At 69.2% G+C, this 25815-nt stretch carries 7 protein-coding genes; all 7 read right to left on the bottom strand.

Annotated elements, in window-relative coordinates:
- Positions 1-49: 49 nt before the first annotated feature.
- On the bottom strand, positions 50-730 hold the full coding sequence (locus ACZ5EF_RS02540) for a 4'-phosphopantetheinyl transferase family protein (protein ID WP_346062620.1): 681 nt from the start codon (positions 728-730) through the stop codon (positions 50-52).
- Entirely contained in the window at positions 717-1493 is a 777-nt protein-coding gene (locus ACZ5EF_RS02535) for a thioesterase II family protein (protein WP_346062621.1), read from the bottom strand. Before ACZ5EF_RS02535 ends, ACZ5EF_RS02540 begins: the two co-directional genes overlap by 14 nt.
- On the bottom strand, positions 1493-1708 hold the full coding sequence (locus ACZ5EF_RS02530; RefSeq protein ID WP_346062622.1) for an MbtH family protein: 216 nt from the start codon (positions 1706-1708) through the stop codon (positions 1493-1495). The genes ACZ5EF_RS02535 and ACZ5EF_RS02530 overlap by 1 nt, the downstream gene beginning before the upstream one ends.
- A 166-nt stretch (positions 1709-1874) precedes the next feature.
- Positions 1875-3518, bottom strand: a complete 1644-nt coding sequence (locus ACZ5EF_RS02525; RefSeq protein WP_346062623.1) for a cyclic peptide export ABC transporter — start codon at positions 3516-3518, stop codon at positions 1875-1877.
- The gene (locus ACZ5EF_RS02520; RefSeq protein WP_346062624.1) at positions 3515-7318 is read right to left on the bottom strand and encodes a non-ribosomal peptide synthetase; all 3804 of its coding nucleotides are present in this window, start codon (positions 7316-7318) and stop codon (positions 3515-3517) included. Before ACZ5EF_RS02520 ends, ACZ5EF_RS02525 begins: the two co-directional genes overlap by 4 nt.
- Complete coding sequence (locus ACZ5EF_RS02515) at positions 7297-16314, bottom strand: amino acid adenylation domain-containing protein (protein ID WP_346062625.1); 9018 nt, start codon at positions 16312-16314, stop codon at positions 7297-7299. Before ACZ5EF_RS02515 ends, ACZ5EF_RS02520 begins: the two co-directional genes overlap by 22 nt.
- 11 nt (positions 16315-16325) lie before the next feature.
- Positions 16326-25793: an amino acid adenylation domain-containing protein gene (locus ACZ5EF_RS02510; protein ID WP_346062626.1), complete on the bottom strand. Its 9468-nt coding sequence runs from the start codon at positions 25791-25793 to the stop codon at positions 16326-16328.
- Positions 25794-25815: the final 22 nt, after the last annotated feature.

The raw sequence follows: 25815 nt of genomic DNA, 5'->3' as shown, positions 1-25815 counted from the left end.
TCAGGGGTGGCGATGCCTCAGGCAACGGGAGACCTCGCCCGACCGCCGCTTATCGGCGCCAGGGCCGGAATCGAATCAGCGGCGACGGGAAGGGCGTCGCGAGGCAGCCGAGGTAACCGGTAGGCAACGGCAGCGAATGCAACCACCACCCTTGCCCATCGTCCCAGGGGGCCTCGGTGCGGGGTCGCCAGCCCGCGGCGCTGGCCTGCAGGCGAACGGCCGTGAGCGGCAGGCCCAGGCCTTCGCCGCGGCCCTTGAGATAGGCTTCTTTGGCGGTCCACAGGCGCAGCAGGCGCTCCCGCCCCCCCGCGTCCGTGGCGTCATGAAATTCGGCCTCCTCGGCAGGATGGCAGCAGATTGGCACCAGTTCGCGCCACGCGAAATCGACCTTCCTCCATTCCAGGTCGATGCCGACCGCGGCGCGTGACAGCGCGATCAACGCCAGCCGGCCGCTATGGCTGACATTGAACTGCAATGCCCCCATGCCCGCGCCGAGTCGGGGCTTGCCATGCCTGTCGCGGCTCAGGACCACGGCCTGCGGCGGCATATCGAGGTAGTCCCCCAGCAATCGCCGCAGGGCGGTCCGGGCCTGGATAAAGGTCGCGCGTGCCGTCGGGCAGCGAAAGCGTTCGGCCCGGGCCCGTTCCGCTGTCGCCAACACCGCCGAATCCGCTGTGGTGTCATCCAGCGGTACCGCCCAGACATGCAGCTCTCGCTCAGACAGCAGCATGGCCGACCTCGGCCAAGGACAGGCGGTCCTGCAGCACCGCAAGAAACTCGGCTTGCCGTTCGAAGAGGAAGAAATGCCCACCGGGAAACAGTCGGGTCCGGCAGCCTCGACGAGTTTCTTCGCTCCAGCCATCGAGCAGAGGCAGGGGCACGCTGGCATCGTTGCGACCCGCCAGGACGTCGATCGGGCAGTCCAGTGGGGCCTCCTGCCGATAACGATGGTCCTCGCAAAGCGCGAAGTCGGCGCGAATGATCGGCAGGAACAGCTCGAGCCATTCGCCATTGTCGAGCAGTTCCTGGGGCAGGCCATTCATGCCGCGAATGACCTCGAGGAAGGCGGCATCCGGCAGGTCCGACAGGCGCTCTCGCCAGCCATGAGCGGCCGGTGCCGTCCGTCCGGAGACCAGCAAGTGCGCCGGAGACAGCCCGAAACGGCGCAACGCTCGCGCCGTCTCGAAAGCCAGTAGCGCGCCCATGCTGTGACCGAACAAGGCGAAGGGACGGCCCGCGCCGCTCGCCCGGGCGATCTCCGCCGCCAGGCAGTCGGCCAACTCGGCCAGCGAGCGGGCCTGGGGCTCGCCAAAGCGCCCGCCCCGCCCCGGTAGCTTGACCAGGGCCAGTTCGATGTCGTCTGCCAGGCGCGTCCGCCAATGTTGGAAGACCGTGTGCCCCGCCCCCGCATAGGGGAAGCAGTACAGCCGCAGCGCAGGTGAGCTGGAGCCGGCCGGCACGACGGAAAACCAAGGGCTGGCGGGAGAGGGCATCAACCTTGCTCCTGGGCCTGCATGGCTTGGCGCAGGCTCAACGGACGCATGTCGACCCAGACCGACTCGATATAGGCCAGGCACTCTTCCTTGCTGCCCTGCTGGCCGACCTCGCGCCAGCCTTGCGGCAGCGCCTTGTAATCGGGCCAGATGGAGTACTGTTCTTCATGGTTGACCACGACCAGGAATCGCGTCTCCGGATTGTCTAAGCTCATTTCCCACTCCATTTCCTGACTGTTGAGGCGAACGCCTGAGGCCCATCGGGTCGTCCTCGCCGACGGGCAGTCCCCGGGCAATATCTTTCGATAACGATTATCATTAGCAATCTATGCCATTCCTCACTCCCAATCAATCCCCGCGCCGAGTCGCCTGAACGAAAGCCTAGGATGTGAGCTGGAAAGGGCTCTCGGTGGCATGGTCGTAATGCACCAGTTGGCCGTAGTCGAGGCGATAGATGCGGTCCGCGACATCGAAGTAGCGGTCATCATGGGTGATGGCGATCACCGTCTTGCCGGCCGCCTTCAGCTCGGGCAGCAGCTCGTGATAGAACACATGGCGGAACACCGGATCCTGATCCGCGGCCCATTCATCCAGCAGGAACACCTCGCGGTCTTCCATCATCAGCAGTAGCAGCGCCAGGCGCTTGCGCTGCCCCTGGGACAGCGCGGTGGTCGACAGGCGGCCATCGACAAACTGCACCTTGTGCGCCAGCCCCAGGCGTTCGAGGTAGTGCTCCACCCGGGCCTCGAGACCGTCATGCTGGCCGCCCTCGCCCAGCACATCGGCAAACAGGTAGAAGTCGGCAAAGATCGCCGCGAAATGCTCGCGGTGCCACTCGCTGGTCCTGCCATCGAGTGGCACGCCATTGAGCGAGACCGTCCCCGCACTCGGCTGATAGAGCCCGGTCATCAGCTTGGCCAGGGTCGACTTGCCGCTGCCATTGCCGCCCACCACGAAGATCAGCTCGCCACGGCGAATGCTCAGGTCGATCGGCCCCAACTGGAAGGCGAAGTCATCGCTCTGCCCCGGGTAGCGATAGTGCACGTTCGACAGGCGCAACTCGCGAAACGGGGCGGCGGCCTGCTCCGGCTCGGTGAATGTCACGCTCTCGCCCAGGGCCAGGGCGTCGATGGCCTGCAGGGCCACATGGCCCCGAATCACCGCCGGGACGGCATCGAGGATCACCGAGATCGGCGTACGCAGGAACATGATCGCCAGCACATAGCCCACCACCACCTGCTGATCCAGCAGCCCCAGGCCCTGGCCAAGGAAGAACAGCGTGCCGATCAGCACGAACACCAGCAAGGTGGTCCAGTTCAGGTTGACCGCCCACAGGGTGTCGGCCCGCACCGAGGCAGCCAGCGAGGCACTGGCCACCGGTTCCAGTCGATGCCGGTACAGCAGGTGCCGACGCTCACGGCTCAGGCCCAGTTCGCAGCGCCCATCGATGGCCGCCTCGAACTGCTCGGTCAACTGATCGTCCCGTTGCCGCACGGCCCGCATCAGGGCCTTGATCTTGCGTCCCAGCAAGATATCCAGGCCGACGCCGAGGGCGATCACCCCCAGGGTCAGCACGAAGAACGGCACACTCAGCCAGGCCATGTAGGCCAGCCCGGTCAGCAGCAGCAAGCCGTTGTACAAGGAGATCGGCAATTGCTTGAACGCCGTGGCCACGGTGGTCACGTCCTTGGTCAAGGCGTTGTAGATGCGCGGGCTACCCAGGCGTTCGATACGCTCCAAGGCCGTGCCCAACACCTTTGCCACCAGGCGCAGGCGCAGCTGATAGACCAGGCGATGCCCGATCTGCACCAGTAGCCACTGGGATATCACCCCGCTGATGAACAGCAGCAGCAACAAGCCGCCGAACAGCAGCAAGGCCGGGCCAAGATCGTCGAGTCCGTGTTCCAGGCTGCGATTGATATAGCCGATCAGGCCAATGCTGGTCGCCGCACTCAAGGCACTGCTGAGGATCGACAGGAGAATCCGCCAGCGAGCGTTGTGAAGGAGTTCCCGCAAGAGTCTCATGGGGTCGGCACCCCCTGGGCCGAGGTTTCCAACAGTAAGGGCACCAGGCCTTCGATCAGGCGCGGTTCGGAGAGGATCGCATGATGGCCGACATCCAGCGCCCACTCACGTACCGGCTGAGCGCTCAAGGCCTGCCACTGGCCCCGCAGGTCGCCATGGGCATTGCCACGCCACAGCCAGACGGGGACATCCACCACCGGAAGGGGCTGTGCATACAGGCGGGTCTTGATCGCGCGGTACTGGCTGAGCCGCTCGCGCAGTTCGGTATCGGCCGCGTCCCAGCTCAGGTGGGCGCGCACCTCGGCATCGTCGAGCAGCCTCGTCACGCCCTCGGCGTAATCGCACCCTGTCAACCGCACCGCCAGGCGTTCGCGCAACGACTCTCCCATCGGTCGCGCCTGACTGCGGCAGTAGAAGGCCACATCGGCGAGCAACTGCCCCCCTTCATCGCCCTCCCCGGCCAGGCCGCGCTGAGGATCATGGTCGAGTACGGCCAACCCATTGACGGCGAAGCCATGGGCCTGCAGGTACGGCACCAGCAACAGGGCCAGGCGCGCGGCCAGGCTCCAGCCCAGCAGGGTCAAGGGGCGTTGCTTGAGGTGCCGCGGAATGCTCTGCACATAGCGCTCGAGGAGGGTCTCCAGCGGTGTGTCCACCCAGCCGTCCGCGAATGCCGCCAGACCGTAGACGGCGCACTCGTCGCCCAGGCCCTCCAGCAAGGGCCGGTAGGCCTGCAGGTGACCCTGGGCGCCATGCACCAACAGCAGCGCCGGTGCGTCATCGGGCGCCTGGTTCAGCACCGTCCAGCCACCGCCGGCCGGCTCGGGCCGGGCGAGGCTCCGCACCAGGTCGCGCACCGTCTGCCGCTCGAACAGCAGGTTGGTCGGCGGGTTGATGCCCAATTGCTCGCGAATCAACGCCACCACCTTGATCGCCGCGAGGGAATGGCCGCCCACGGCGAAGAAGTTGTCGGTCACACCGAGCTCCTCGACACCCAGGACCCGGCACCAGATCTCCAGGACAGCCGTTTCCAGCTCGCCGAGCGGCGCCACCCGGGCGCGGTGCAAGCGTTGTCTTGCGTGCGTCAACAGCGCCTGGCGATCGAGCTTGCCATTGCTGTTGAGCGGGAGCGACGTCAGCACCACGAGATCGGCGGGCAGCATGTAGTCCGGCAACTGGCGTGCCAGTTCACTGCGCAAGCATTGCGGCGTCGCCGCGGGGCCTGCGTCGGCCACGACGAAGGCCAGCAGGCGGTCGCCATCCAGCAGTACCGCCGCCTGCCGCACGCCCGGCTGGCCGAGCAGCGCCTGCTCGACTTCCGCCAGCTCCAGGCGGAAGCCGCGAATCTTCACTTGCTGGTCACTGCGACCGAGGAGGCGCAGGGCGCCATCGGCCTGGCGCAGGGCCCGATCGCCGGTGTGGTACAGGCGCCCGCCGCCCGCCGGCTCGACGCCAAATGCCGCCTCGCCGAGGCCACCCACATAGCCACGCCCCACGCTGGTCCCGGCGATGCATAGCTCGCCGGCCTGGCCCGATGGCACGGGGCGCCGGCGCTCATCCAGCAGGTAGATGCGGTTATTGCCGAGCACCCGGTTCAAGGCCGTGTCCGGGATCCCCCCTTCGCTATCGCTAGCGAGGGCGCGCCACAGCACCCCCACGGTGGTTTCCGTCGGCCCGTAATGGTTGTACAGGCGACACCCGTTCGCGGACGGCGCCAGGCGCTCGAGCAGGGCCTCACCGATGGGTTCACCGCCGAGCACCAGCACCTGGCGGGGCAGGACAGCCTCGGCCGGCTGTTCGCCGATCAGGGCCTCCAGGTGCGAGGGGACGATTTTCAACACATCCAGCGGATGACGACGCAGCTCGTCGGTGAAGGCCTGCGCATCGGTGACGCTGGCCTGGCTCAGCAGGTGCACACAGCCCCCCTGCAGCCAGGCCGGGTACAACACCGTGTTGCCCAGGTCGGCGAGCAGGGACGACACCAAGCCGTAATGCCCCGCCTCCGGCAGGTCCAAGGCCCGCGTGACCTGGGTCACATAGTGACGCAGCTGCCGCTGCTCGATCTGTACCCCCTTGGGCTTGCCGCTGGTGCCCGAGGTATACAACACATAGGCCAGGTGTTCCGGCGCACTGCCCGGATCGCTGCGCAGGGCCGGGCCAGTGCTGGCCCGGGACCAGGCCATGGCGGGCACCGGGCCGTCCGGCGGCAGGTCGTCCAGGTGCAGCAAGACCACCGGCCGGGCATCGTCGAGGATGCCTGCCAGGCGCAGCGGCGGCTGTGCCGGGTCCAGCGGCAGGTAGGCCGCCCCGGCCTTGAAACAGGCCAGCATGGCCACCAGCATGTGCGCCCCCCGGGGCAGGTACAGCGCGATCAGGTCGTCGTGACCGACCCCGGCCTCGCGCAGGCTGCCGGCCACACGATCGCTCAAGGCGTCCAGCTCGGCATAGGACAGCAGCCGGTCGCCATCGCGCAGCGCCGGGCGCTCGGGGTGCGCGCGCGCCTGGGCGCGGAAGGTCGCGACGATATCCAGGTCACGGTCCTGCCCGGCCGGCATGGGCGGTGCTTGCGCCTCCTCCGGCAGCAGGGCGCTCAGCTCATCCAGGGGCACCCGCGGGGCATTCAACAGCTGCCCGAGCCAGTGCGCATAACGGCGGAGCAGCCGCTGCATCTGCGCGCGGCGATACAGCCCGGTGTCATAGACCAGCGCCAGGCTGCCCCGGCCCTGGGCATCCAGGGTCACCTCCATCTGCAACTCGAGCGGCGTGTCGAACGACAAGGGCACCAGCATCTGCATCCGTGACGGCGTCCGCACACGCAACCCGGCCTGGTAGCTGGCCCGCCACTCCGGCAACAACTGCGCCTGGCCCAGGTATTCCTGCCAGAGGATGGCGTTGTCCTTTTGCCGGGCCAGTTGCCGCCCCACACTGACCCAGGAGGCAGGTTCCGAGACCTGCAGGTCCATGGGCAGGGCCTGCTCGAACACGCCGTAGGCGCCCTGCAGCTCCTCATAGTCATCACGGGGGTCGTGCAACAAGCCGAACTGCCCGTGCCGCTGACCGTTCAGGCGGGCGAGCAGGGTCCCCCAGGCGGCCAGGGCCAGTGGCTCGACGGCCACGCCCTCGCGCTGCGCCACCTCCTGCAACGCGGCCGGCACGCTCGGCTCGAGGGCTTGCTGCACACAGGCCCGCGCCCCGCTGGCCATGCCATAGCGCTCGACCAGGCGCAGCCCCGGCACCTCGTGCAGGGCCAGGTTGCGCCAGAACTGCGCGCCCTGCTCGGCGTCTTCGTCCCGCTGCAGGTCACCGATCCATTCGACGTAATCGCTGTACTGCATCGACTCGGCGTCCGGCGCCGCGGCCTGGCCCAGCAAGTCGCTACGCAACTGCTCGAGGCTGCGCAGGTCCAGCGAGTAGGCCGGTACGGCCAGCAGCAACTGGTCGCCGCGCAGCCAGGCCAGCAGGTCGGGTTGCCGCGCCTGGCAGAGCGCCCGGGCCTCACCTAGCCAGCCATCGGCATCGCCTTCCGAGGTATCCGCGGCATGCCGCCACTCCAGGCGCACGGCCTCGGCCTCGGTCACGCCTTGCCGCAAGCCGGTGGCCCCCACCGGGCGCTGATAACGCAAACGCAACGCCTCGTGCCGGCGCAGGCAATCACGCAGGCGCCGTTCGATCACCTCGGGCGCCACGCCGGCCAAGTGCAGGCGCACCCAGCGATAGGTCTCGGGATTGGCTTCGGCCAATTGTTTCTGTGCGGGTGAAAGCATCAGCCCCAGGTCCATCACGGTGCCACCTCCATGCATGCCTCATCGTCCTTTGCCGGTGCCGCCTCGACCTGATCGCGGCGGTAGATGTCTCCCATGGCGACGACGATCCGCCGCTCGCCTTCGAAGGGGTCGCGGGCGTGGGCCGCGAGCATATTGTCGAGCATGACCACATCGCCCCGCTGCCAGTCGAAACGCACGGCACAGCGCTCGTAGGCGGCACTGATCGCGGCGATGGCGTCGTCCTCCAGTTCCGAGCCATCGCCATAGAACACCTGCCGCGGCAGGACCGCATCGCCGCCCTTGAGGAACTGCTCGCGGATGTCCGCATCGAGAAACGCCGGGTGGTAGAGCTGGACCTGATTGAAGAAGCTGGCGTCGCCGGTCAGTGGGTGCAGGATCACCGCCGGGCAGACCTGGCGGGTATGCAGGTCGTTGGCACCGCGCCACTGGAACTCGATATGGCTTTCACGGCAGATACGCTCGACCTCGTCACGTGCTTCGGTCTGGAAGAAATGCTGCCAGCTGACGTCCAGGTTGCTGCTGAAGTTGCGCACGTACATCAGCTGCTTACGCCGCAGCTTGTCCTGCAACCAGGTCGGCAGTTCGCGATAGACCCGGCGACTGTCGACGATGGGCGTGGCCCCCCCGCGGGCCGCGGGCGTCTGGCAATAGAACCATTGCCGACGCGGCCAGCGATGCTGATGGGCACTCTCGTTGTGGAACAGGATCATGCGGTCCTGGGGATAGGGCGTGGACTCGTAGATGTTGTTGCCGCCCTCTTTCTTCGGCAGGTCGCCGTAGTGGCCATACAGCGCCGGGCAGAGTGCCTGGCAGAAGCGTTCGAAATCCGCCGGGGTCGGCAGGTCGAAGCCACGGAAGAGGATGCCGCCATGCTCGCGCAGCCAGGCTTCGACCGTGTCGCGGTTGGCCTCGGCCCAGACCGCCGGCGCCAGTTCACGGTCATGCAACACCACCTGCAGGGGGAAGCGCGAGCCTTCGCTCAGTGGCCGGGTCTCGATGGGGGCGACGGCGGTGGCCGGACGGCCCTGGCGCAGCTTGCCCAGTTTGCTCATTTTTCGTTGCAGCGGGTTGTCCGAGGACATGGCAGCGGCTCTCTTGGGGGGTGGGGTCAAGGCATCGATCGGGCTGTCCGGCGCGGCCAGGGCCGCGTCCAGCAGCGCCAGGAAGGTATCGCGCAGGCGTTCGACGGTGGCGTGGCGGAACAGGCTGGTGCGGTACACCCAGCGCAGGTTCAGGGCCTCACCGTCTTCACTGGCAAACAGCGCCATATCGAATTTGGAGTGCTGCTGTTCACCGCTCAGCGGGGTGACCTCCAGGCGCTCGAGCCGGCGTTGCCGACGCGGGGTGTTGTCCAGCACGAACAGGGTCTGCAACAGGGGGTTCCGGTTGGCCTGGCGCGGCAGGTCCAGGCACTCGACCACCTGCTCGAACGGCGTGTCCTGCCAGGCAAACGCCTCCAGGCAGACCTCCCGCACCCGCAAGGCCTGTTCTCGGAAGCTCCATTCCGGCTGCAGGCGAATGCGCAACGCCAGCAGGTTGACGAAGAACCCCACCAGGGACTCGGTGGCCGGATGCTCGCGGTTGGCCACGTCGGTGCCGATAACGAGATCGCGTCCCTGGGTCTCGCGCTGCAGCACGGCGGCGTAGCAGGTCAGCAGCAGCATGAAGGGGGAAACCCCGCTGTCCCGCTGGAATGCCTTGAGCCGTCCGAGCGTCGCGGCCGGTAGCCGGAAGTCCAGGCCGGCGCCGGCGCCGGCATCGCGCTCCGGCCGTGGGAAGTCGAAGGGCAGCGGCACCTGCGCCGGCACACCGGCCAGGCGGCGGCGCCAGAACGCCAGGCCCTGGCGCTGGCGCGCCTGCATGGCCTCCGAGCCCTGCCAGGCCGCGTAGTCGACATACTGGATGTCCAGCTCGTCTTCCGCGGGCCTCCGCCCCTGGCGATACGCCTCGTAGCCCTCGATCAGGTCATCGACCAGCACGGCGCCGGACCAGCCATCGGAGGCAATATGGTGGATCACCAACTGCAGCACATGCTCGCTCTCGCCGAGGCGGTACAGCGCGGCACGCAGGGGGGCATCGCCGCTCAGGTCGAACGGGCGCCGGGCCAGGTCACGGGCATGGCTCGTCCACTGCGCCTCGCTCGACACCAGCGGCTGCAACGCCACCGGCAGTGAATCATGGATGCGCTGGCGCACCTCGCCCTGTCGCTGGTGGTAGGTGGTGCGCAGGATGGCATGCCGCCGTACCAGGCGTTGCAGCGAGCGCTCCAGGGCCGCGACATCCAAGTCCCCGCGCAGCCGAACGCTGCTGCTCATGTTGAAGCTGCTATCGCTGGGGTCCAGCTGCTGCATCAGCCAGACCCGTTGCTGTGCCGACGACAGTGGTTGATCGAGCCGGTGATCGACCCGAGGGATCGCCAGGCTGGCAGGATCGATGTCGCCGGCCAGGCCATCGATCCGTGCCGCCAGTTCGGCCAGCCGCGGCGTTTCGAACAGCCAGCGCAGCGGTACCTCGATCCCCTGCTCGCGCAGGCGCGCCCGCACCTGGGCGGCCATCAAGGAGTGTCCACCCAACTGGAAGAAGTGCGCATCCGCCGACAGCCGTGGCAATTGCAGCACCTGCGCCCAGATCTTGCCGAGCAGGATCTCACTGGCGCCTTGCGGTAAGCGCTCGGTGCCGCCGGGTGCCGAGGCGGCCTGCACCCGTGGCAACTGCTGGCGGTCCACCTTGCCGTTGGTATTGAGCGGCAAGGACGTCAGGGCCTGCAAGTGCGTGGGTAGCATATAGGCCGGCAGGCGTGCCTGCAGATGGTCGCGGAGCACCGCTTCGGACGGCGCAGTGCCGGGGCGCGCCACCCAGAAGGCCACCAGCGATTCGCCCTGCACCTTGGCCACCGCCTGGACGAGGTCGGGGTGGCCGAGCAGCGCGGCCTCGATCTCGCCCAGCTCGATGCGAAAGCCGCGCAGCTTGATCTGGTCGTCCGTGCGGCCCAGGTAGTAGAGCCGGCCATCGGCCTGCCAGCGCGCCAGATCGCCGGTGCGATACAGGCGCCCCCCGTCGCCACCGAACGGATCGGCGATAAACCGCTCGGCGGTCAGCCCCGGCTGCCCGGCATAGCCGCGGGCCAGGCCGTCACCGGCGATATAGAGCTCTCCGACACGCCCGGGCGGCACTTCACAGAGGTGCTCGTCGAGCACATGGCAACGGGTATTGAGCAGCGGCCGACCAATCGGCACCACCGGCAGGCTCGGGTCATCCACGGCGGTCTGGGTCGACCAGACCGTGGTTTCCGTCGGCCCATAGACATTGATCAGGCGCGCCACGGACTGACGCAGCTCGGCCGCCACTTCCGCCGCCAGCGCCTCGCCACCGGCCAGGGCAAGGCGTCCGGCCAGGGCCTCGCGATCCCCTTGCAGCAGCATGGTCCAGGTCGCCGGGGTCGCCTGGATCAGCTCCACCGCCTGCTCGCGGATCAGCCGGCCAAGCAGCAGCGGATCCTGGCGCTCCTGGTCATCGGCCAGTACCACGGTGCCACCGCGCACCAGCGGCAGGCACAATTCCAGGCCACTGATATCGAAGGTGATGGTGGTCAACGCCAGGTAACGTTCGACCCCGTCCAGGGGCAAGGCGCGCTCCATGGCCAGGAGGAAGTTGGCGAAGTTGCCGCGGCTGATCTGCACGCCCTTGGGCCGTCCGGTGGAGCCGGAGGTGTACAGGGTATAGGCCAGCTGCTGCAGGCGCACCGGCCGTGCCGGCGACACGGTGGGGTATTGCGACAAAGGCAACTCGTCCCAGGGCACCGCATCGAGTGAGGCGGGCAGCTCCGGGGTCAGGCGCTCGCACAGCAGCAGTCGCGGACGCGCCCGCTCGAGGATGGCCGACTGGCGCCCCGGCGGGTGGTCGGGATCGAGCGGCAGGTACGCGGCGGAGGCTTTCTGGATGCCCAGCAGGCACACCAGCAGACGCTCGTCACGCGGCAGGCAGAAGGCCACCGTCGACTCGGAGCGCACCCCCCGCGCCCGCAGCCAGTGGGCCAGGCGATTGGCCTGGGCATCCAGTTGCCCATAGCTCAGCCCCCGGCCACCGCAGCGCACGGCGACATGCTCCGGATGGGCGGCGACCCGGCGTTCGAAGCGCGTGATGAAATCGGCCTCGGCATTCAACCCGGTCGCCTCGCCCGCCGTGTCCAGGGTCGCGACCGAGCTCAGCGGCAGGGCCAGCAGGGGCCGCTGCAGGTCACCCCGCGACAGGCTATCCAGCAGGCCCAGGTAGTCCTCCACCAGGCGCCGGCTGCTCGCCGGGCAGAACAGGGCCTTGGCATACTCGACGATCAGCCCGGTACTGGCGGTGTCGCCACGCCCCTGGGTGAAGAGATTGAAGGTGAGGTCGAACTTGGCGCTGACCACCCCCTCCGGCAAGGCCAGCGGCTCGACGTCGAGGCCGGGCAACCGCAGGCGGCGCGCCCCCTGGTGATCGACCTGATAGTTGAACAGGGTCTGGAACAGCGGCGCGTGATCGAGGCGACGCTCGACCTCCAGTGCCTCCAGCAGTTGCTCGAAGGGCAGCTCCTGGTGCGCCATGTCCTCGGCCAGGCGCTCGCCCGACGCCTGGATAAAGTCCGCCAGGCCCTGCCGGCCATCGATCTGCACGCTGTAGGCCAGGGTATTGACGAACAAGCCGACCAGGGCCTGGTCCTCGGCCGATTCGCGTCCCGCCACGGGCAGGCCGATGGCAAAGTCGCGGCGCCCGGAATGACGCCACAACAGCAGTTGCTGGGCGGCGAAGTACAGCACGAAGGGGGTCACCCCGAGTTGCCTGGCCCGGGCCTCGACGTCCCGGGTGAGTGACCGCGGCAGGGCGTATTCCTCGCGCGCCCCGGCATGTGCCTGCGACGCCGGTCGCGGGCGCCCGCCGGACAGCGCCAGGGCACTCGCGTCCAGCCCCCGCAGACGCCGTCGCCAGTAATCGAGCAAGGCACGACCCGGCTCACCGGCGAGCCGGTGCCGTTGCGCCTCGATCAGCGCCAGTGATCCCGTCGCCGACGCCGGCTGCTGCTCCTGATAGAACCGCGACAGGTCCTGCACCAGCAGCCCCATGGACCAGCCATCCACGGCGATATGGTGCACGTTGAACAGCAAGCGGTACTCCCCCTCGCCGATACGGAACAGGTCGAGTGCCAGCAGCGGCCCGGCGGCCAGATCGAAGGACCGCGTGGCCGCCGCGGCGATGGCGGCCTCCTGCTCGGACGGCGACAGCCTGCCCAGGTCGTGGACGCAGAACGGCGCTTCGCCGCCCGCATCCAGGCGCTGCCAGACCTGCCCGTCCTCTTCGAAGAACCGGCAACGCAACGCCTCATGGCGCTCGACCAGGCGCTGGCAGGCCCGCTCCAGGCGCGGCACATCCAGCGCGCCGCGCAGGGCCAGCAACTGCGTGACGTTATAGGCCGTCGCCTGGGGGTCGAGCTGCTGCATGAACCAGACCCGCTCCTGGGCATGGGAGAGTCGCCAGGGCCGGTCCGCGACGGGGGCCGGCGGCGACATGGCCGGGCCCGCCGCCACCGGTGCCAGCACCTCGGCCAACTGCCGCGGCGTCGGATTCTCCAGCAGTTGCCGGGGCATCAGGCGCAGGTCGGCCTGACGCAGGCGGGCGATCAACTGCAGGCTGAGGATCGAGTCACCGCCGGCGGCGAAGAAGTCATCGTCCGCGCCCAGCGCCGGCTGCTCGAGCAGCTCGCGACAGGCGTCGAGCACCACCGGCAGCGCCGGCTGCCTGCGCCCATCGACACACAGCGCCATGGCCGCCAGGGTGGGATGCTCGAGCACATCGCGCGGTTGCAGCTTGAGCCCCTCGCGGGCCGCCAGGCCGATCAGCTGCAGGCTGAGAATCGAATCGCCGCCCAGGGCGAAGAAGTCGTCCTGACGCCCCACCGAGTCAGCGCCGAGGAGCTGCCCCCACAGGCGCGCCAGGCACTGCTCGGTGGGGCCGAGCGGCGCCTGCGCCGGGTCGGCCTCCGCCGGCGGCGCCTCCGGCTCGGGCAAGGCGTGCCGATCCAGTTTGCCATTGGCCGTCAGCGGCAATGCCTCCAGGCACAGCCAGTGGGCCGGCAGCATGGGTTCCGGCAATTGCTGCCGGGCCAGGGCCTGCAAGGCGTTCAGCTCTGCCGGCGCCAGGGCCGGGCTGAGGTAGGCGACCAGTTGCCTGCGCCCCTGGAGCTCACGGGCCAGGACGGCGGCCTCCTGGACCGGCGACTGGGCGCCCAGCCAGGCGGCGACCTCCCCCGGTTCGACACGAAAGCCGCGGATCTTCACCTGATCGTCCTGGCGCCCCAGGAACCGCAGGTGGCCGGCCCGGTCCAGGCGCACCCGGTCGCCACTGCGATAGAACCGCTGGCCGGACAGGCCGTGGCCGAAGGCGCGCGCCGTCAATGCCGGCTCATCCAGATACCCCGTGGCCACCTGCGGGCCACCGATCAGCAGTTCGCCGGCGGCGCCGAGTGGCACCGGCTGCCCCGCCTCATCGACGATGCGCAACTCACAGCCGGCCAGTGGCCGCCCCAGCGGCAGGTAAGGCTCCGGCGTGGCCGCCTCAAGCGCCGACACTTCGCCGCAGATCACCCCGACCGTGGTTTCCGAGGGGCCATAGTGGTTGAAGATCCGCAGCTCGGGCGCCAGGTCGCGCACCCGGGCCAACAAGGCGGGGTCGAAGCCCTCGCCGCCGAGAATCAGCAGCCGCCGCGGCAGGACCCGACGCGCATCCGCCAGGGCCAGCAACCCGCGCAGGTGTGAGGGGGCGATCTTCAGGCAGTCCACCGGCTGCTGCGCCAGGAAATCCGCCCAGCCCGGCGGGTCGAAGGCCAGCGCGGCTTCGGGCAGCACCAGCGGATCCCCGGCCTGCAAGGCGGCAAAGACCGCGGTCAGCCCCAGATCCGCCGCCACCGTGGCCAGGGTGCCCCAGCGACTCCCCGGGGGGGCCCCCAAGCGCTGGCCGAGGGCAACGGCGTAGTGCGCCAGATTGCCATGGCTGACCAGCACGCCCTTCGGTTGCCCGGTGGAGCCGGAGGTGTAGATCAGGTAGGCCGGCAGCTCCGGCCGGCTGAGACTGGCCGTATGGGGGGCCGCCGCCTCGGCGGTCAGGTCGGCGGCATCGAGTACCAGGCGGGCCAGGTCCGTGGCGACGGGTGGGGCATCGGCCTGAGTCAGCAGCAGGCTCGCGCCGCTGTTCTGCAGCAGTTGCGCCAGGCGCTGCGCTGGCTGGGCCGGGTCGAGGAACAGGCAGACGGCACCGCGCTGCCAACAGGCCAGGGTCGCCACCACCTGCTCCACCGTACGCGGCATGCACAGGCCGACCACCTGCCCCGGGCCGACCCCCTGCTCGGCCAGCCGCGCCGCCAGGGCCCGGGTGGCCCGCCCCAGGCCCGCGTAGTCGAGGTGCCGCTGGCGGCTGCACAGGGCCGGCGCCCGTGGCGTGCGAGCCGCCCACCGCAAGACCTGCTGATCCAGCGGCAAGGGCGTCGCGCCCAGCGCCGGGCCGCTCAGTTCGCTGGCCGGTGACGCCAGGCGCACCTCGCTCAGGCGGCGTTCCGGGTGTTGCGCGGTGTCCTGCAGGATGGCCAAGAGGTCATCGAGCAGTTGTTCGGCGGTGGCGGCATCGAACAGTTCGTCACTGTACTCCAGCTCGCAGCGCAGGCGCCGATCGGCACCGCGCAGCAGCCGCAGGGTCAGGTCGAAACGCGCATGGCGCTGCGGCGGATCGAGGACCTCGACGTCCACGCCGGGTAACGCCAGGGTACGGCTCTCGGGCAGGTCGACCTGGACGAACATGACCCGGAACAGCGGGTTGGAGCGCGGACGCTCGAGCGCCTCGAGAACCTGCTCGAAAGGCAGCTGTTGATGATCGAAGGCCGCCGCCAGCGTATCGCGGCTACGCGACAGGGCACTGCGGAAATCCGCGTCGTCCTGCAGGCGCTGGCGAATCACCAGGGTATTGAGCAAGGGACCGATCAGGGGCGTCAGCTCGGGGCGGTCGCGTTGCGCCACGGAAGTCCCCAGGCAGAGGTCACGCTCGCCGCTGTAGCGCGCCAGCAGCCAACTGAAGGCGGTCAGGCCATAGAGATACAGGGTCACGCCCTGGCGGCGGACCGCCTCCTCGACGCGGGTCGACAGCGCCGGTGGCAGGTCGCGGCCGAGCACCGCGCCAGTGTGGCGACGCTGGCTGGCCGGAGGCCGCGGTCGATCCAGCGGCAATGCCAGGTCCGCCGGCGCATCGGCCAGGACCGAACGCCAGTATTCGACCTGCTGTCGGCAACTGTCACTGGCCAGCCACTCCGCTTCCCAGGCGGCGTAGTCGGCATACTGGATGCTCAACTCCGGTTGCCGGGCGGCCTCGCCCTGGGCCAGGGCACGGTAGGCCTCGGCCAGCTCGCGGGTCAATTGCTGGGCCGACCAGGCATCGTAGGCCACATGGTGAATGGTGAAGAACAACCAGAGGGTCGTCCCCTCGTCATCCGCGAAGAAGCGCCAGCGCCAGGGCACCGACTGGCTCAGGTCGAAGGGCTCGGCCAACTGCCGGGCATATTCCTCGGCGCACCACTGCGCGTGGTGCTCGGCGGCGACGGGCACCGGCTCGACCCGGGGGACCGGCACCGGCCACGCTTCGCAACGCCCCTGCAGGCGCCCCTGGGCATCGGCCACATAACGGGTACGCAACACCCGGTGACGCTCGACCAGTTGCTGCATGGCCTGCTGCAGGCGCGCCAGATCCAGGCGCCCGTCGAAGCGCAATACCGAGCCGAGGTTATACAGGGCCCGGCGGCTCAGGGCCTCTGCCGAGAGGAAGCGTCTCTGCGCCTGCGACAGCGGCGGCGCCTCGCCCTCCCCCCGAGTCGCCGGAACAATCGGCAGGCGCCAACTGTCGATGCCCTGCTCGGCCAGGCGCTGGCGAAACCGCTGTTTCTTGTCCGCGGGCAAGGAAGCCAGCCGCTGCGCAATCTCCAGAAAAGCGTGTTGCGTCATCGCATCCATCCTTACTCTTCCATCTCTAGTAACAGCCGCTGCATTGCGTCCAAGGCCTGGTCGGTCGAGGGTCGCTGCGGGTTTTCGATCTGTTCGGCCAGGCCGGCGATCGTCGGGTCGTGGAACAGGCTGCGCAGTTCGAGCTTGATGCCGAAGCGCGTCTCGACCCGCGTCATCAGGCGCATGGCCAGCAGCGAATGCCCCCCCAGCTCGAAGAAACTGCTGAACACTCCGACCCGGGGCAGCCCGAGCAGCTCTTGCCACAGCTCGGCCAGTTGCCGCTCCAGCTCGGTGCGTGGTGCCACGCCCTGCTCGGCGGCGGTGTCCGGCGCCGGCAGGGCCTGGCGGTCGATCTTACCGTTGGCATTCAGGGTGAAGCGCGGCACCTGGACGAACCCGCTCGGCACCATGTAGCCCGGCAGTTGGCGCTCCAGATGCCGGCGCAAGGCGCCGACCTCCACGGCGACCGGCGCCTGCAGCCAGGCATACAGGTTGCGGCTGCGCGGCTCGCGCATCACCACGGCCTCCTCCACACCGGGGTAGCGGCGCAACAGCGATTCGATCTCGCCCGGCTCGATGCGGAAGCCGCGCACCTTGACCTGGAAATCGGCACGACCGACATAGGCCAGGCGCCCGTCCTTGCGGCGGCGTACCAGATCCCCCGTGCGGTACATGCGGCTGCCCGGCTCATCGGCGAAGGGATCCGGCAGGAAGGCCGCCGCGCTCAACGCCGCGGCATGCTGATAGCCACGGGCCACCCCCGAACCGGCGATATACAGCTCCCCCGTCGTGCCGAGCGGCACCGGGCGCAGCCGCTCATCGAGGACATAGCAGCGGGTATTGAGCAGCGGCGTACCGATGTCGGCGATGCCGGCCGGCACCTCATGCAACGCCTGGGCCGTCGACCAGACCGTGGTCTCCGTCGGGCCATAGGCGTTGATCAGGGTCACTCCCTTGGCCTGCAAGGCACCGACCAGTTCGGCGGGCACCGCCTCGCCGCCGATCAGGCCACGCAGCGGCGGCCAGTCGTCGCGACCGGTTTCCAGCAGGACCTGCCACCCCGCCGGGGTGGCCTGGAAGAGGCTGGCGCGCTGCAACAGGTCGAACAACCGGTGGCCATCGACCACCTGCTCACGGCGCGCCAGGAGCAGGGATGCCCCCTTGACCAGCGGCAGGAACAGCTCTGGCTTGCACATATCGAAGGCATAGGTGGTACTGGCCAGCCAGGTATCGGTCGCGGTGAGGGGCAGCTGCCGGTCGAGGCCGGCCAGCAGGTTGCTCAGGTTTTCGCGGGTGACCTGCACGCCTTTCGGGGTCCCGGTCGAGCCGGAGGTATAGATCACATAGGCCCGTTGCCGGGGCTCGACCGGGACCCGCGGGTCGTCGCTGGGCTGCTCCGCCAGCGGCAGCCCATCGAGCCAGACGCTGTCGATGCCATCCAGCATCTCACGGCAGGCGGGGTCGCCGAGCACCAGCGCCGGACGCGCATGGTCGACGATCAAGCGCAGGCGCTCGGCCGGGTGCTGCGGATCCAGCGGCAGGTAGGCCGCACCGGCCTTGTGGATGGCCAGCAGGGTCGGCAGCAGCCAGGCCCCGCGGCTCAGGCACACCGCGATCAGATCATCGCTGCCCACGCCCTGCTTGCGCAGCCAGTGGGCCAGCCGGTTGCTCAGCGCATTGAGCTGGGCATAGCTGTATTGCCGGTCCTGGTAGTCGACGGCGAGCGCCTGTGGGGTGCTCGCTACCTGACGCTGGAAGCGGGCGATCAGGTCCTCCTCCACGCCCAAGGCGGCCGCCGGCGGGTTCCAGGGGCGACGCGCCAGGGCATGATCGGCGTTCGCCAGGTCGATCTCCCACAAGGGCGCCTCGGGGCGCATCAGCATGCCGTCGAGCAGGTAGCGGTATTCATCGGCATAGCGTTGCGCGGTCTCGGCGAGGAACAGGTCGGTGTTGTACTCCAGTACGCACTGCCAATCGCCGCCGTGCTGCTCGATATGCAGGCCGATATCCACCAGGGCGCTGTCGCTGTCGATCTCCAGGCGCTCCACCGCCAAGCCGGCGAAGTGCTGCCCGGCATCGGCCGGGGTATCGCGCTGGATCAGGTTGAAGAGCGCCTGGAACAAGGGCGTGTGGCTGAGATCACGGCGCACCTGCAAGGCCTCCACCAGGCGCTCGAAGGGGACGTCCGCATATTGCTGGGCCGCCAGGTGGGAGGCCTGCAACTGCTGCCAGAAGGCCTCGACCGATTGCCCCGGGTCGATGGTGCTGCGCAATACCTGGGTACTGGCGAAGTAGCCGATCAGGTTATCGGTATGGGCCTGGTGGCGCTGCGCGACCGGCAGGCCGACCCAGACCTCGCGCTGGCCGGAATGCCGCGCCAGCAGGATCTTCCAGGCCGCCAGCAGCGGCGCGAAGGGCGTCATGCCGCGGCGCCGCGCCGCGCCGCGCAGGCGCTCGACCAGGGCCGCAGGCAGGCTGAAGCGCAGACGCTGGCCCCGGTAGCGCTGCTCGGCGGGACGCGGCAGGTCGGTGGGCAGGTCCAGTACCGGTGGCTCCCCGGCCAGGGCCTGGCGCCAGTAGTCCAGTTGCGCCTCGATGCGCGCCAGCCCCGGCGGACTCTGCCAGCTGGCGGCCACGTCGGAAAACTGCAGCGGCAGCTCCGGCAGCGCCGCCTGGCCGCCGTCGAGCAGGGCCCGATAGAGCCGCTGCAGCTCATCGAAGAAGATCTCCAGTGAGCGTGCGTCGGCAATGATGTGGTGCAGGGTCACCTGCAGCACGCTGCGCCCCTCCCCCTGGTAGAGGCGCGCCCGCCACGGCGGCGCGGCGCTCAGGTCGAAGGCGCGCTGCGCCTCGAGGCTCAAGGTGTCGGCGAATGCCGGCGAATGCTCGTCCTGTTCCAGGCGTTCGACGCTCAGCAGCTCGGCGCTACCGGCCTCGACACGCTGGCGCGCCCCCTCCGCCGTCTCGCGGAACACCGTACGCAGGCTGTGTTGGCGGTTGGCCAGTTGCCCCAGGGCCTGCTCCAGGAGCGCCGGCTGCAGGGTGCCCTCCAGGCGCAAGGCCAGGGACAGGTGGTAGGCCCGGGTGTCGCCTTGCAGGCGATCGAGGAACCACAGGCGTTGCTGGGTGAAGTGCAGAGGCGCCTGCGGCTCGGCAAAGCCACGCAGGATGCCGTCGTCGGCCTGGTCCGAGGCGGCCAGGCACGCCGCCAGGTCGCGCAGCCGCGGTTGCTCGAATACGCTGCGCAAGGGCAAGCACCGGCCGTGCCGCTCGGCAAGCCGCGCCACCAGGCGGGCGGCCAGCAACGAATGGCCCCCCAGGGCGAAGAAGTCGTCCTCGCGACCGACCTCGCTGCCATCGAGCAATTCCGCCCAGAGCGCGGCCAGGTGGGTCTCCCACTCGGTCAAGGGCGCGCCGCCGCTAGCGTCACGTCGTGCCGGCGCCGGCAGGGCCCGGCGGTCGACCTTGCCGCTGCCGTTCAGGGGCAGGCCGTCCAGGCGGACGAACTGGCTGGGCAGCATGTAGTCGGGCAGGTGCTCGGCCAGGTGCTCGAGCAGCAGGTTGTCGCTCAGTTCATCGGCGGCCGAGTAATACGCCACCAGGCGGGCGCTGTCAGCGCTGCCGAGCAGGACCACGGTGGCCTCGCGCACCGCGGGAATAGCGGCCAGCAGGGCTTCGATCTCGCCCAGTTCGATGCGGAAGCCGCGCAGCTTGACCTGGAAGTCCAGCCGGCCCCGGTAGTCGAGGCCGCCGTCGGCGTTGCGCCGCACCCGATCCCCCGTGCGGTACATGCGCCCTCCCGGCACGAAGGGGTCGGGCAGGAAGGCGGCGGCGGTCAGGCGCGGCGCCGCGAAGTAACCTCGGCCCAGGTTATCGCCGGCCAGGTAGAGTTCGCCGGCGACGCCCGGGGGCACCGGTTGCAGGTCGCCATCGAGCACATAGGCGGCGGTATTGGGCAGTGGCCGGCCGATCGGCACCTCCGTGTCCGTGCTCGTCCCGTCCCGCACCTCGAAGGTGCTGTAGACGCTGGCCTCGGTCGGCCCGTAGCCATTGATCACCCGCGCCCCCCGGCCCTCCATGGCCTCGGCCAGGGCACCGGGCAGCGCTTCACCGCCGGAAATCGCGCGAATGCCTCGCCAACGGCGCGAGGTATGTGCCACCAGCAGGCGCCAGGTGGCCGGCGTCGCCTGCATCACCGTCGGCCGCCCGCTTTCGAGCAGTTGATCGATGGCCTGCGGATCCCGGGCCTGCTCGCGCCCGGCAAGCAGGATGCTGGCGCCATGGGCCAAGGGCAGCAGCAGCTCGACGATGGCGATATCGAAGGTCGCGGTGGTCAGCGCCAGCACCCGATCCCGGGCCGTCAGCGGCAGGACCCGCTCGACCCCGAGCATCAGGTTCATCAGGTTGCCACGGTCGATCGCCACGCCTTTCGGTTGCCCGGTGGAGCCCGAGGTGTAGAGCACATAGGCGAGCTGGCCGGGGCTGAACGCCGGCGCGACATAGCTCGCGTCCGGCACCGGGGCATCGATATCCAGCAGCTCGACGCCACTGTTCCAGCCGGCCAGCTCCGGCAAGGCCGCGGCCGTGGTCAGGCACAGGGCCGGCTGGGCATGGGCGAGGATATAGCGCCCCCGCTCCGCCGGCATGTCCTCGGCCAAGGGCACATAGGCGGCGCCCGTCTTGAGAATGGCCAGCAGCGCCATGGGCAGGCGCGCATCACGGGGCAGGCGCAGCGCCACCCGCGCTTCCCCGCCGATACCGCGGGCCTGCAGGGTCGCCGCCAGGCGCTCGGCGGCCCGGTCCAGCTCGGCATAGGTCAGGCGCTCGCTGCCGGCCACCACGGCCGTCGCCTCGGGATCGCGCGCGACCTGGCGGTTGAAGGCCTCGACCAGGTCTTCCCGGCCGTCCTGTCGGGGGCCTGCGAGTCGTGCCGGGGCGCGCTCGGCCGGCTGCCGGCGCAACTCACCCAGCGGCTGCTGCGGCCGTTCGAGCAAGGCGGCGAGCAGCGCCAGATAGTCCTCGACCATGGCCTCGGCGGTCTGCTCGCGGAAGAGCTCGCTGCTGTACTGCAGGCTCAGGGTGATGCCATGTTCGCCGTCGCGCACATCCAGGTGCAGGTCGCACAGGGCCGTGTCCGGGCGGTTATCCAGCGGCTCGGCGATGACATCGGTCAGCTCGAAACGCTCCAGGGCATGGCCCGGGAAGTAGTTGAACATGGCCTGGAACAGCGGGTTGTAACTCACCTGCCGGGGGATGCCGAGCCGCTCGATAAGGTAGTCGAAGGGCAGGTCCTGGTGCGACTGAACCGCGACGGACAGCGCCTGCAGTTCGCTCATCAGCTGCATCAGGCTGGCCTGGCCGGGCAGCGTCTGGCGATAGACCAGGGTATTGACGAAGCAGCCAACCAGCGGCTGCAACGCCGCATGGTGGCGGTTGGCCACCGGCACCCCGACCAGGATGTCCCGTTCGCCACTGCGGCTGCGCAACAGCAACTGGAAGGCGCTCAGCAGGGGAATGAAGTTGCTCCAGCCCTGGCCGGCGCTGAAGGCGCGCAGCCGCATGGCCAGGGCATCGGGCAGGCGTCGTTCGACGCGCCCCCCCGCCTGGCTGGCCTGCGCCGGGCGCGGGAAATCCGCGGCCAGGTCGAGCACCGGGAGATCGCCGGACAATTGCTCGCGCCAGAAGGCCAGTTCCTGCCGGCAGGCGGCGCCCTCCATCCACTGCTGCTGCCACAGCGCATAGTCGGCGTACTGCATCGGCAGGTTCGCCGATAGCGGCTCGTGGCCCCGGCACAGCTCGCGGTAGTGCCCGCACAGCTCATCGATGATCAGTTGCAGTGACCAGCCATCGGCGACGATATGATGGCAGCTCAGCGCCAGGACATGCTCCTGCGGCGCCAGGCGATAGAGACTGGCGCGCAGCAGGGGCGCCGCCTCCAGGGCGAACGGCGTCATCGCGTCGGCCCGCAGCAGGGCATGCAACGCGTCGTCGCCGTCGACATCGATCACCGGCAGTGCCAGCGACGCCCTGGGCAGGATCCTCTGCGCCGGCGCCCCGGCCACATTGACGAAGCCGGTACGCAGCACCTCGTGCTGGTCGAGCACGGCCTGCAAGGCGCCGCGCAGCTTGGCCACCTGCAGGTCGCCGGTCAGGCGTACCGCCCCGGCCAGGTTGTAGGCCGGGCTCGATGGATCGAGCTGCTGCAGGAACCACAGGCGTTGCTGGGCGAAGGACAGCGGCAACGTCTCGGGACGCGGTAGCCGCGTCGGCGTGGGCCGGGTGCCGGCCCCCTGGTGCTCCAGCCAGTCGGCCATGCCGGCGATGGTCGGACGCTCGAACACCACCCGCAGGGGCAGTTCCTTGCCGCTGAGCTTGCCGATCAGGCCGATCAGTTGCGTGGCCAGTAGCGAGTGCCCGCCCAGCTCGAAGAAGTGGTCTTCGATCCCCACCCGGGCAAGCCCCAGCACGTTCTGCCAGGCCTCGGCCAGCTGTGCTTCCAGCTCGTTGCGTGGCGCCACATGGCGGGCCTCGCTCTGGGCCGTGAAATCCGGTGCCGGCAACGCCTGGCGGTCGATCTTGCCGTTGCCGTTGAGCGGCAAGCGGTCGAGCAAGACGAAGGCACCGGGCAGCATGTAGGGTGGCAGGTCGCCCAGCACGAACTCGCGCAGGGCCTCGAGCGAAGGCCGTGGATCGGCCACCACATAGGCCACCAGGACCTTGGCCCGCTGCGGGTCGTCACGGGCCAGGACCACCGCCTCGCGCACCCCGGGGAAGCGCATCAGGCAGGCCGCGATTTCGTCCGGTTCGATACGGTGGCCGCGCACCTTGACCTGGTGATCGGTACGGCCGACGTATTCCAGCTCACCATTGGGCAGGAACCGCGCCAGGTCGCCGGTGCGGTAGAGACGGCTCCCATCGTTGGCGATCGGATCCGGCACGAAGACCGCCGCCGTGCGCGCCGGATCGGCCAGGTAGCCACGCCCGACGCCGATACCGGCGACGCAGATCTCCCCGACCGCGCCGACCGGCAACGGCTCCAGCTCGGCATCGAGCAGATAGAGGCGATTGTTCAGGGTGGCCCGACCGATCGAGACGCTGCTGCGCGCCTCGGGCAGGCGCTCGAGCAGGGGCTGGAACGCCACATCGTCGGAGCACTCGGCGGGGCCATAGGCGTTCATCAGCGGGATGCGCGGGTAACGGTCGAACCAGCGCCGCGCCAGGGCTGGCGGCAACGCCTCCCCCGTGGCCAGCACCCAGCGCAGGCGCGAGCGCTCCAGCCCGGCGTCCAGCAGGCCCTGCATCAGCGACGGCACCGCCTCGAGGATGCTGATGCCGTGCCGCTCGATGGCCTCGCCCAGCGCCTCGGGGTCCTGCACCACGCAGTCGCCGAGGATCACCGTCCGCGCCCCGAGTACCAGCCCGGCCAGGCTCTGCCAGACGGAGATATCGAAGCATTGCGGGGCGGTCTGGGCGATCACGTCGTCGGCGTCGAGTTCCAGGTCCGGCAGCTTGCCGAGGATGTTGTTGAGCATGCCGGCGTGGGTCACCATCGCCCCCTTGGGCATCCCGGTGGACCCCGAGGTGAAGATGCAGTAAGCCAACGCCAGGCCAGGTACCGGGAGATCCAGGTCGCTATCGTCGTAGCCATCCAGGGCCGCACGATCGTAGCGGATCGCCGCCGGACGCCGTGCGAGCTGGTCGAGGGCCTGGGCCGCCGACTCGCCCTGCCCCGCACCGTGAGTCAGCAGCGGCGTGCCGCTTTGCTCGAGCACCTGGGCCAGGCGGTGAGGCGGGTTGCGCGGATCCAGCGGCAACCAGCCCGCCCCGGCCTTGAGCGTGGCGACGATCATCACCAGCAGGTCGAGCCCCCGTTCATCGAGCACGGCCAGCAGGTCACCGGACGTCACCCCCGAGGCGCGCAAGTGCCGGGCCAGGCGGTTGGCCGCCCGGTTCAACTGGTCGAAGGTCAGGCGCTGCTCGCCGTGCACCACGGCGATTCGCTCGGGCGTCCGGCGCACCTGGCGCTGCAGACGCTCGATATACAGGGGTTGCAGCTGCCGCTCATCCGCGGCCAGACCGCCGCCGGCCCACTCCTGGTACTGGCGGGCGATCTCGGCGTCATCGAGCATGGCGATGCCTTGCAGCGGGGTGTCCGCCTGCCGCTCCAGGGCCCGGCCCATGTTCAGCAGCAGCGTACGGAAGTGACGCAGCATCTGCGCGACTTCCTCGCGCCGGAACCAGTCGGTCTGGTAGGTCAGCTGCAGGTGCAGACGCTCACCGGGCACGATCACCACGGTGATCGGGTAGTTGGTATGCGTGCGATTGGCCATGTCGCTGATCAGGTAGTCGAGCTGGCCTTGGCGCAGATCGGCGGCGATGGGCGCATTCTCGAAGACGAACAGGCTGTGGAACAGGTCCTGGTGCTGCACCTCGCTCCAGCCCTGGATCTCGGCCAGGGACACGCTCTCGTGCTCGCGCAGGCTCAGGTTCTCGTTCTGCAAGGCCTTCAGCCAGCCATCGAGCGGCTGATCCGGGCGCCAGCTCCAGCGCAGTGGCAGGCTATTGATAAACAGCCCGACGATGCTCTCCATGCCCTGAAGGTGGGCCGGTCGCCCGGCAACGGTGACCCCGAACAGCAGGTCGCGATCGCCGCTGTAGCGCGCCAGCAGCAAGGCCCAGGCCCCCTGCACCAGGGTATTGAGGGTGACTCCCTGGCGGGCGGCGACGCGCTGCAGGTGCTGCGTCTGCGCGACGCTCAAGTGCTCGACGCAGTCCTCCACCGGCTCGGCGGCGTCCTGGATACGCCCGGCATGGCCGAAACCGAACCGATTGGGCGTCTCGAAACCGGCCAGGCGCCGTTGCCAGAAGGCCCGATGATCCTCGGGCTCCTGCTGCTCCAGCCAGCGGATGAAATCCCGATACGGCCGGGGGGTCGGCCGTTCCAGGCGCCGCCCCTCCTGGGCGGCGCGGTAGCCATCGAGGAAGTCCAGCATGACGATCGAGAAACACCAGGCGTCCATCAGGATGTGATGGTAGCTGCGCACGAACTGATAGGTGTCCGGCGCCAGCTTGAACAGGCGGACCCGCATCAGTGGCGCCTTGGTGAAATCCAACCCCTGCCGGCGCTCCTCGGCCAGCAGCTCCTCCAGGCGCCGTTGCTGCGCCGACTCGCCGAGATCCGACCAGTCTTCATAGGTGATCGGCAGCTCGACCTGCCGGTGCACCACCTGCATCGGGCGCTTCTGCTGCTTCCAGACGAAGGACGTGCGCAACAACTCGTGGCGCTCCACCACCTGCGCCCAGGCCTGGCGAAACGCCGACAGGTCCAGGTCCGGCAGCACCATCACATGGCGGTACTGCAGCAGGTACATGCCCTGGCCCGGATGCATCAGGCTATGGAACAGCAATCCCTGCTGCATGGGCGCCAGCGGATAGATGGCCTCGATATTGCGCGAAAGAGCTTTGACCTTGTCGTTCATGCTGAGGGTATCCGTACCTGTA

Source organism: Bisbaumannia salifodinae (genome assembly GCF_055388505.1).
The sequence above is the reverse complement of the archived record's forward strand: the minus strand, read 5'-3'. Positions and strand labels throughout refer to the sequence as shown.

Coding starts and splice junctions, on each gene's coding strand:
- ACZ5EF_RS02515 (WP_346062625.1), bottom strand. CDS start 16,314: ATGACGCAACACGCTTTTCTGGAGATTGCGCAGCGGCTGGCTTCCTTG.
- ACZ5EF_RS02510 (WP_346062626.1), bottom strand. CDS start 25,793: ATGAACGACAAGGTCAAAGCTCTTTCGCGCAATATCGAGGCCATCTAT.
- ACZ5EF_RS02530 (WP_346062622.1), bottom strand. CDS start 1,708: ATGAGCTTAGACAATCCGGAGACGCGATTCCTGGTCGTGGTCAACCAT.
- ACZ5EF_RS02520 (WP_346062624.1), bottom strand. CDS start 7,318: ATGCATGGAGGTGGCACCGTGATGGACCTGGGGCTGATGCTTTCACCC.
- ACZ5EF_RS02540 (WP_346062620.1), bottom strand. CDS start 730: ATGCTGCTGTCTGAGCGAGAGCTGCATGTCTGGGCGGTACCGCTGGAT.
- ACZ5EF_RS02535 (WP_346062621.1), bottom strand. CDS start 1,493: ATGCCCTCTCCCGCCAGCCCTTGGTTTTCCGTCGTGCCGGCCGGCTCC.
- ACZ5EF_RS02525 (WP_346062623.1), bottom strand. CDS start 3,518: ATGAGACTCTTGCGGGAACTCCTTCACAACGCTCGCTGGCGGATTCTC.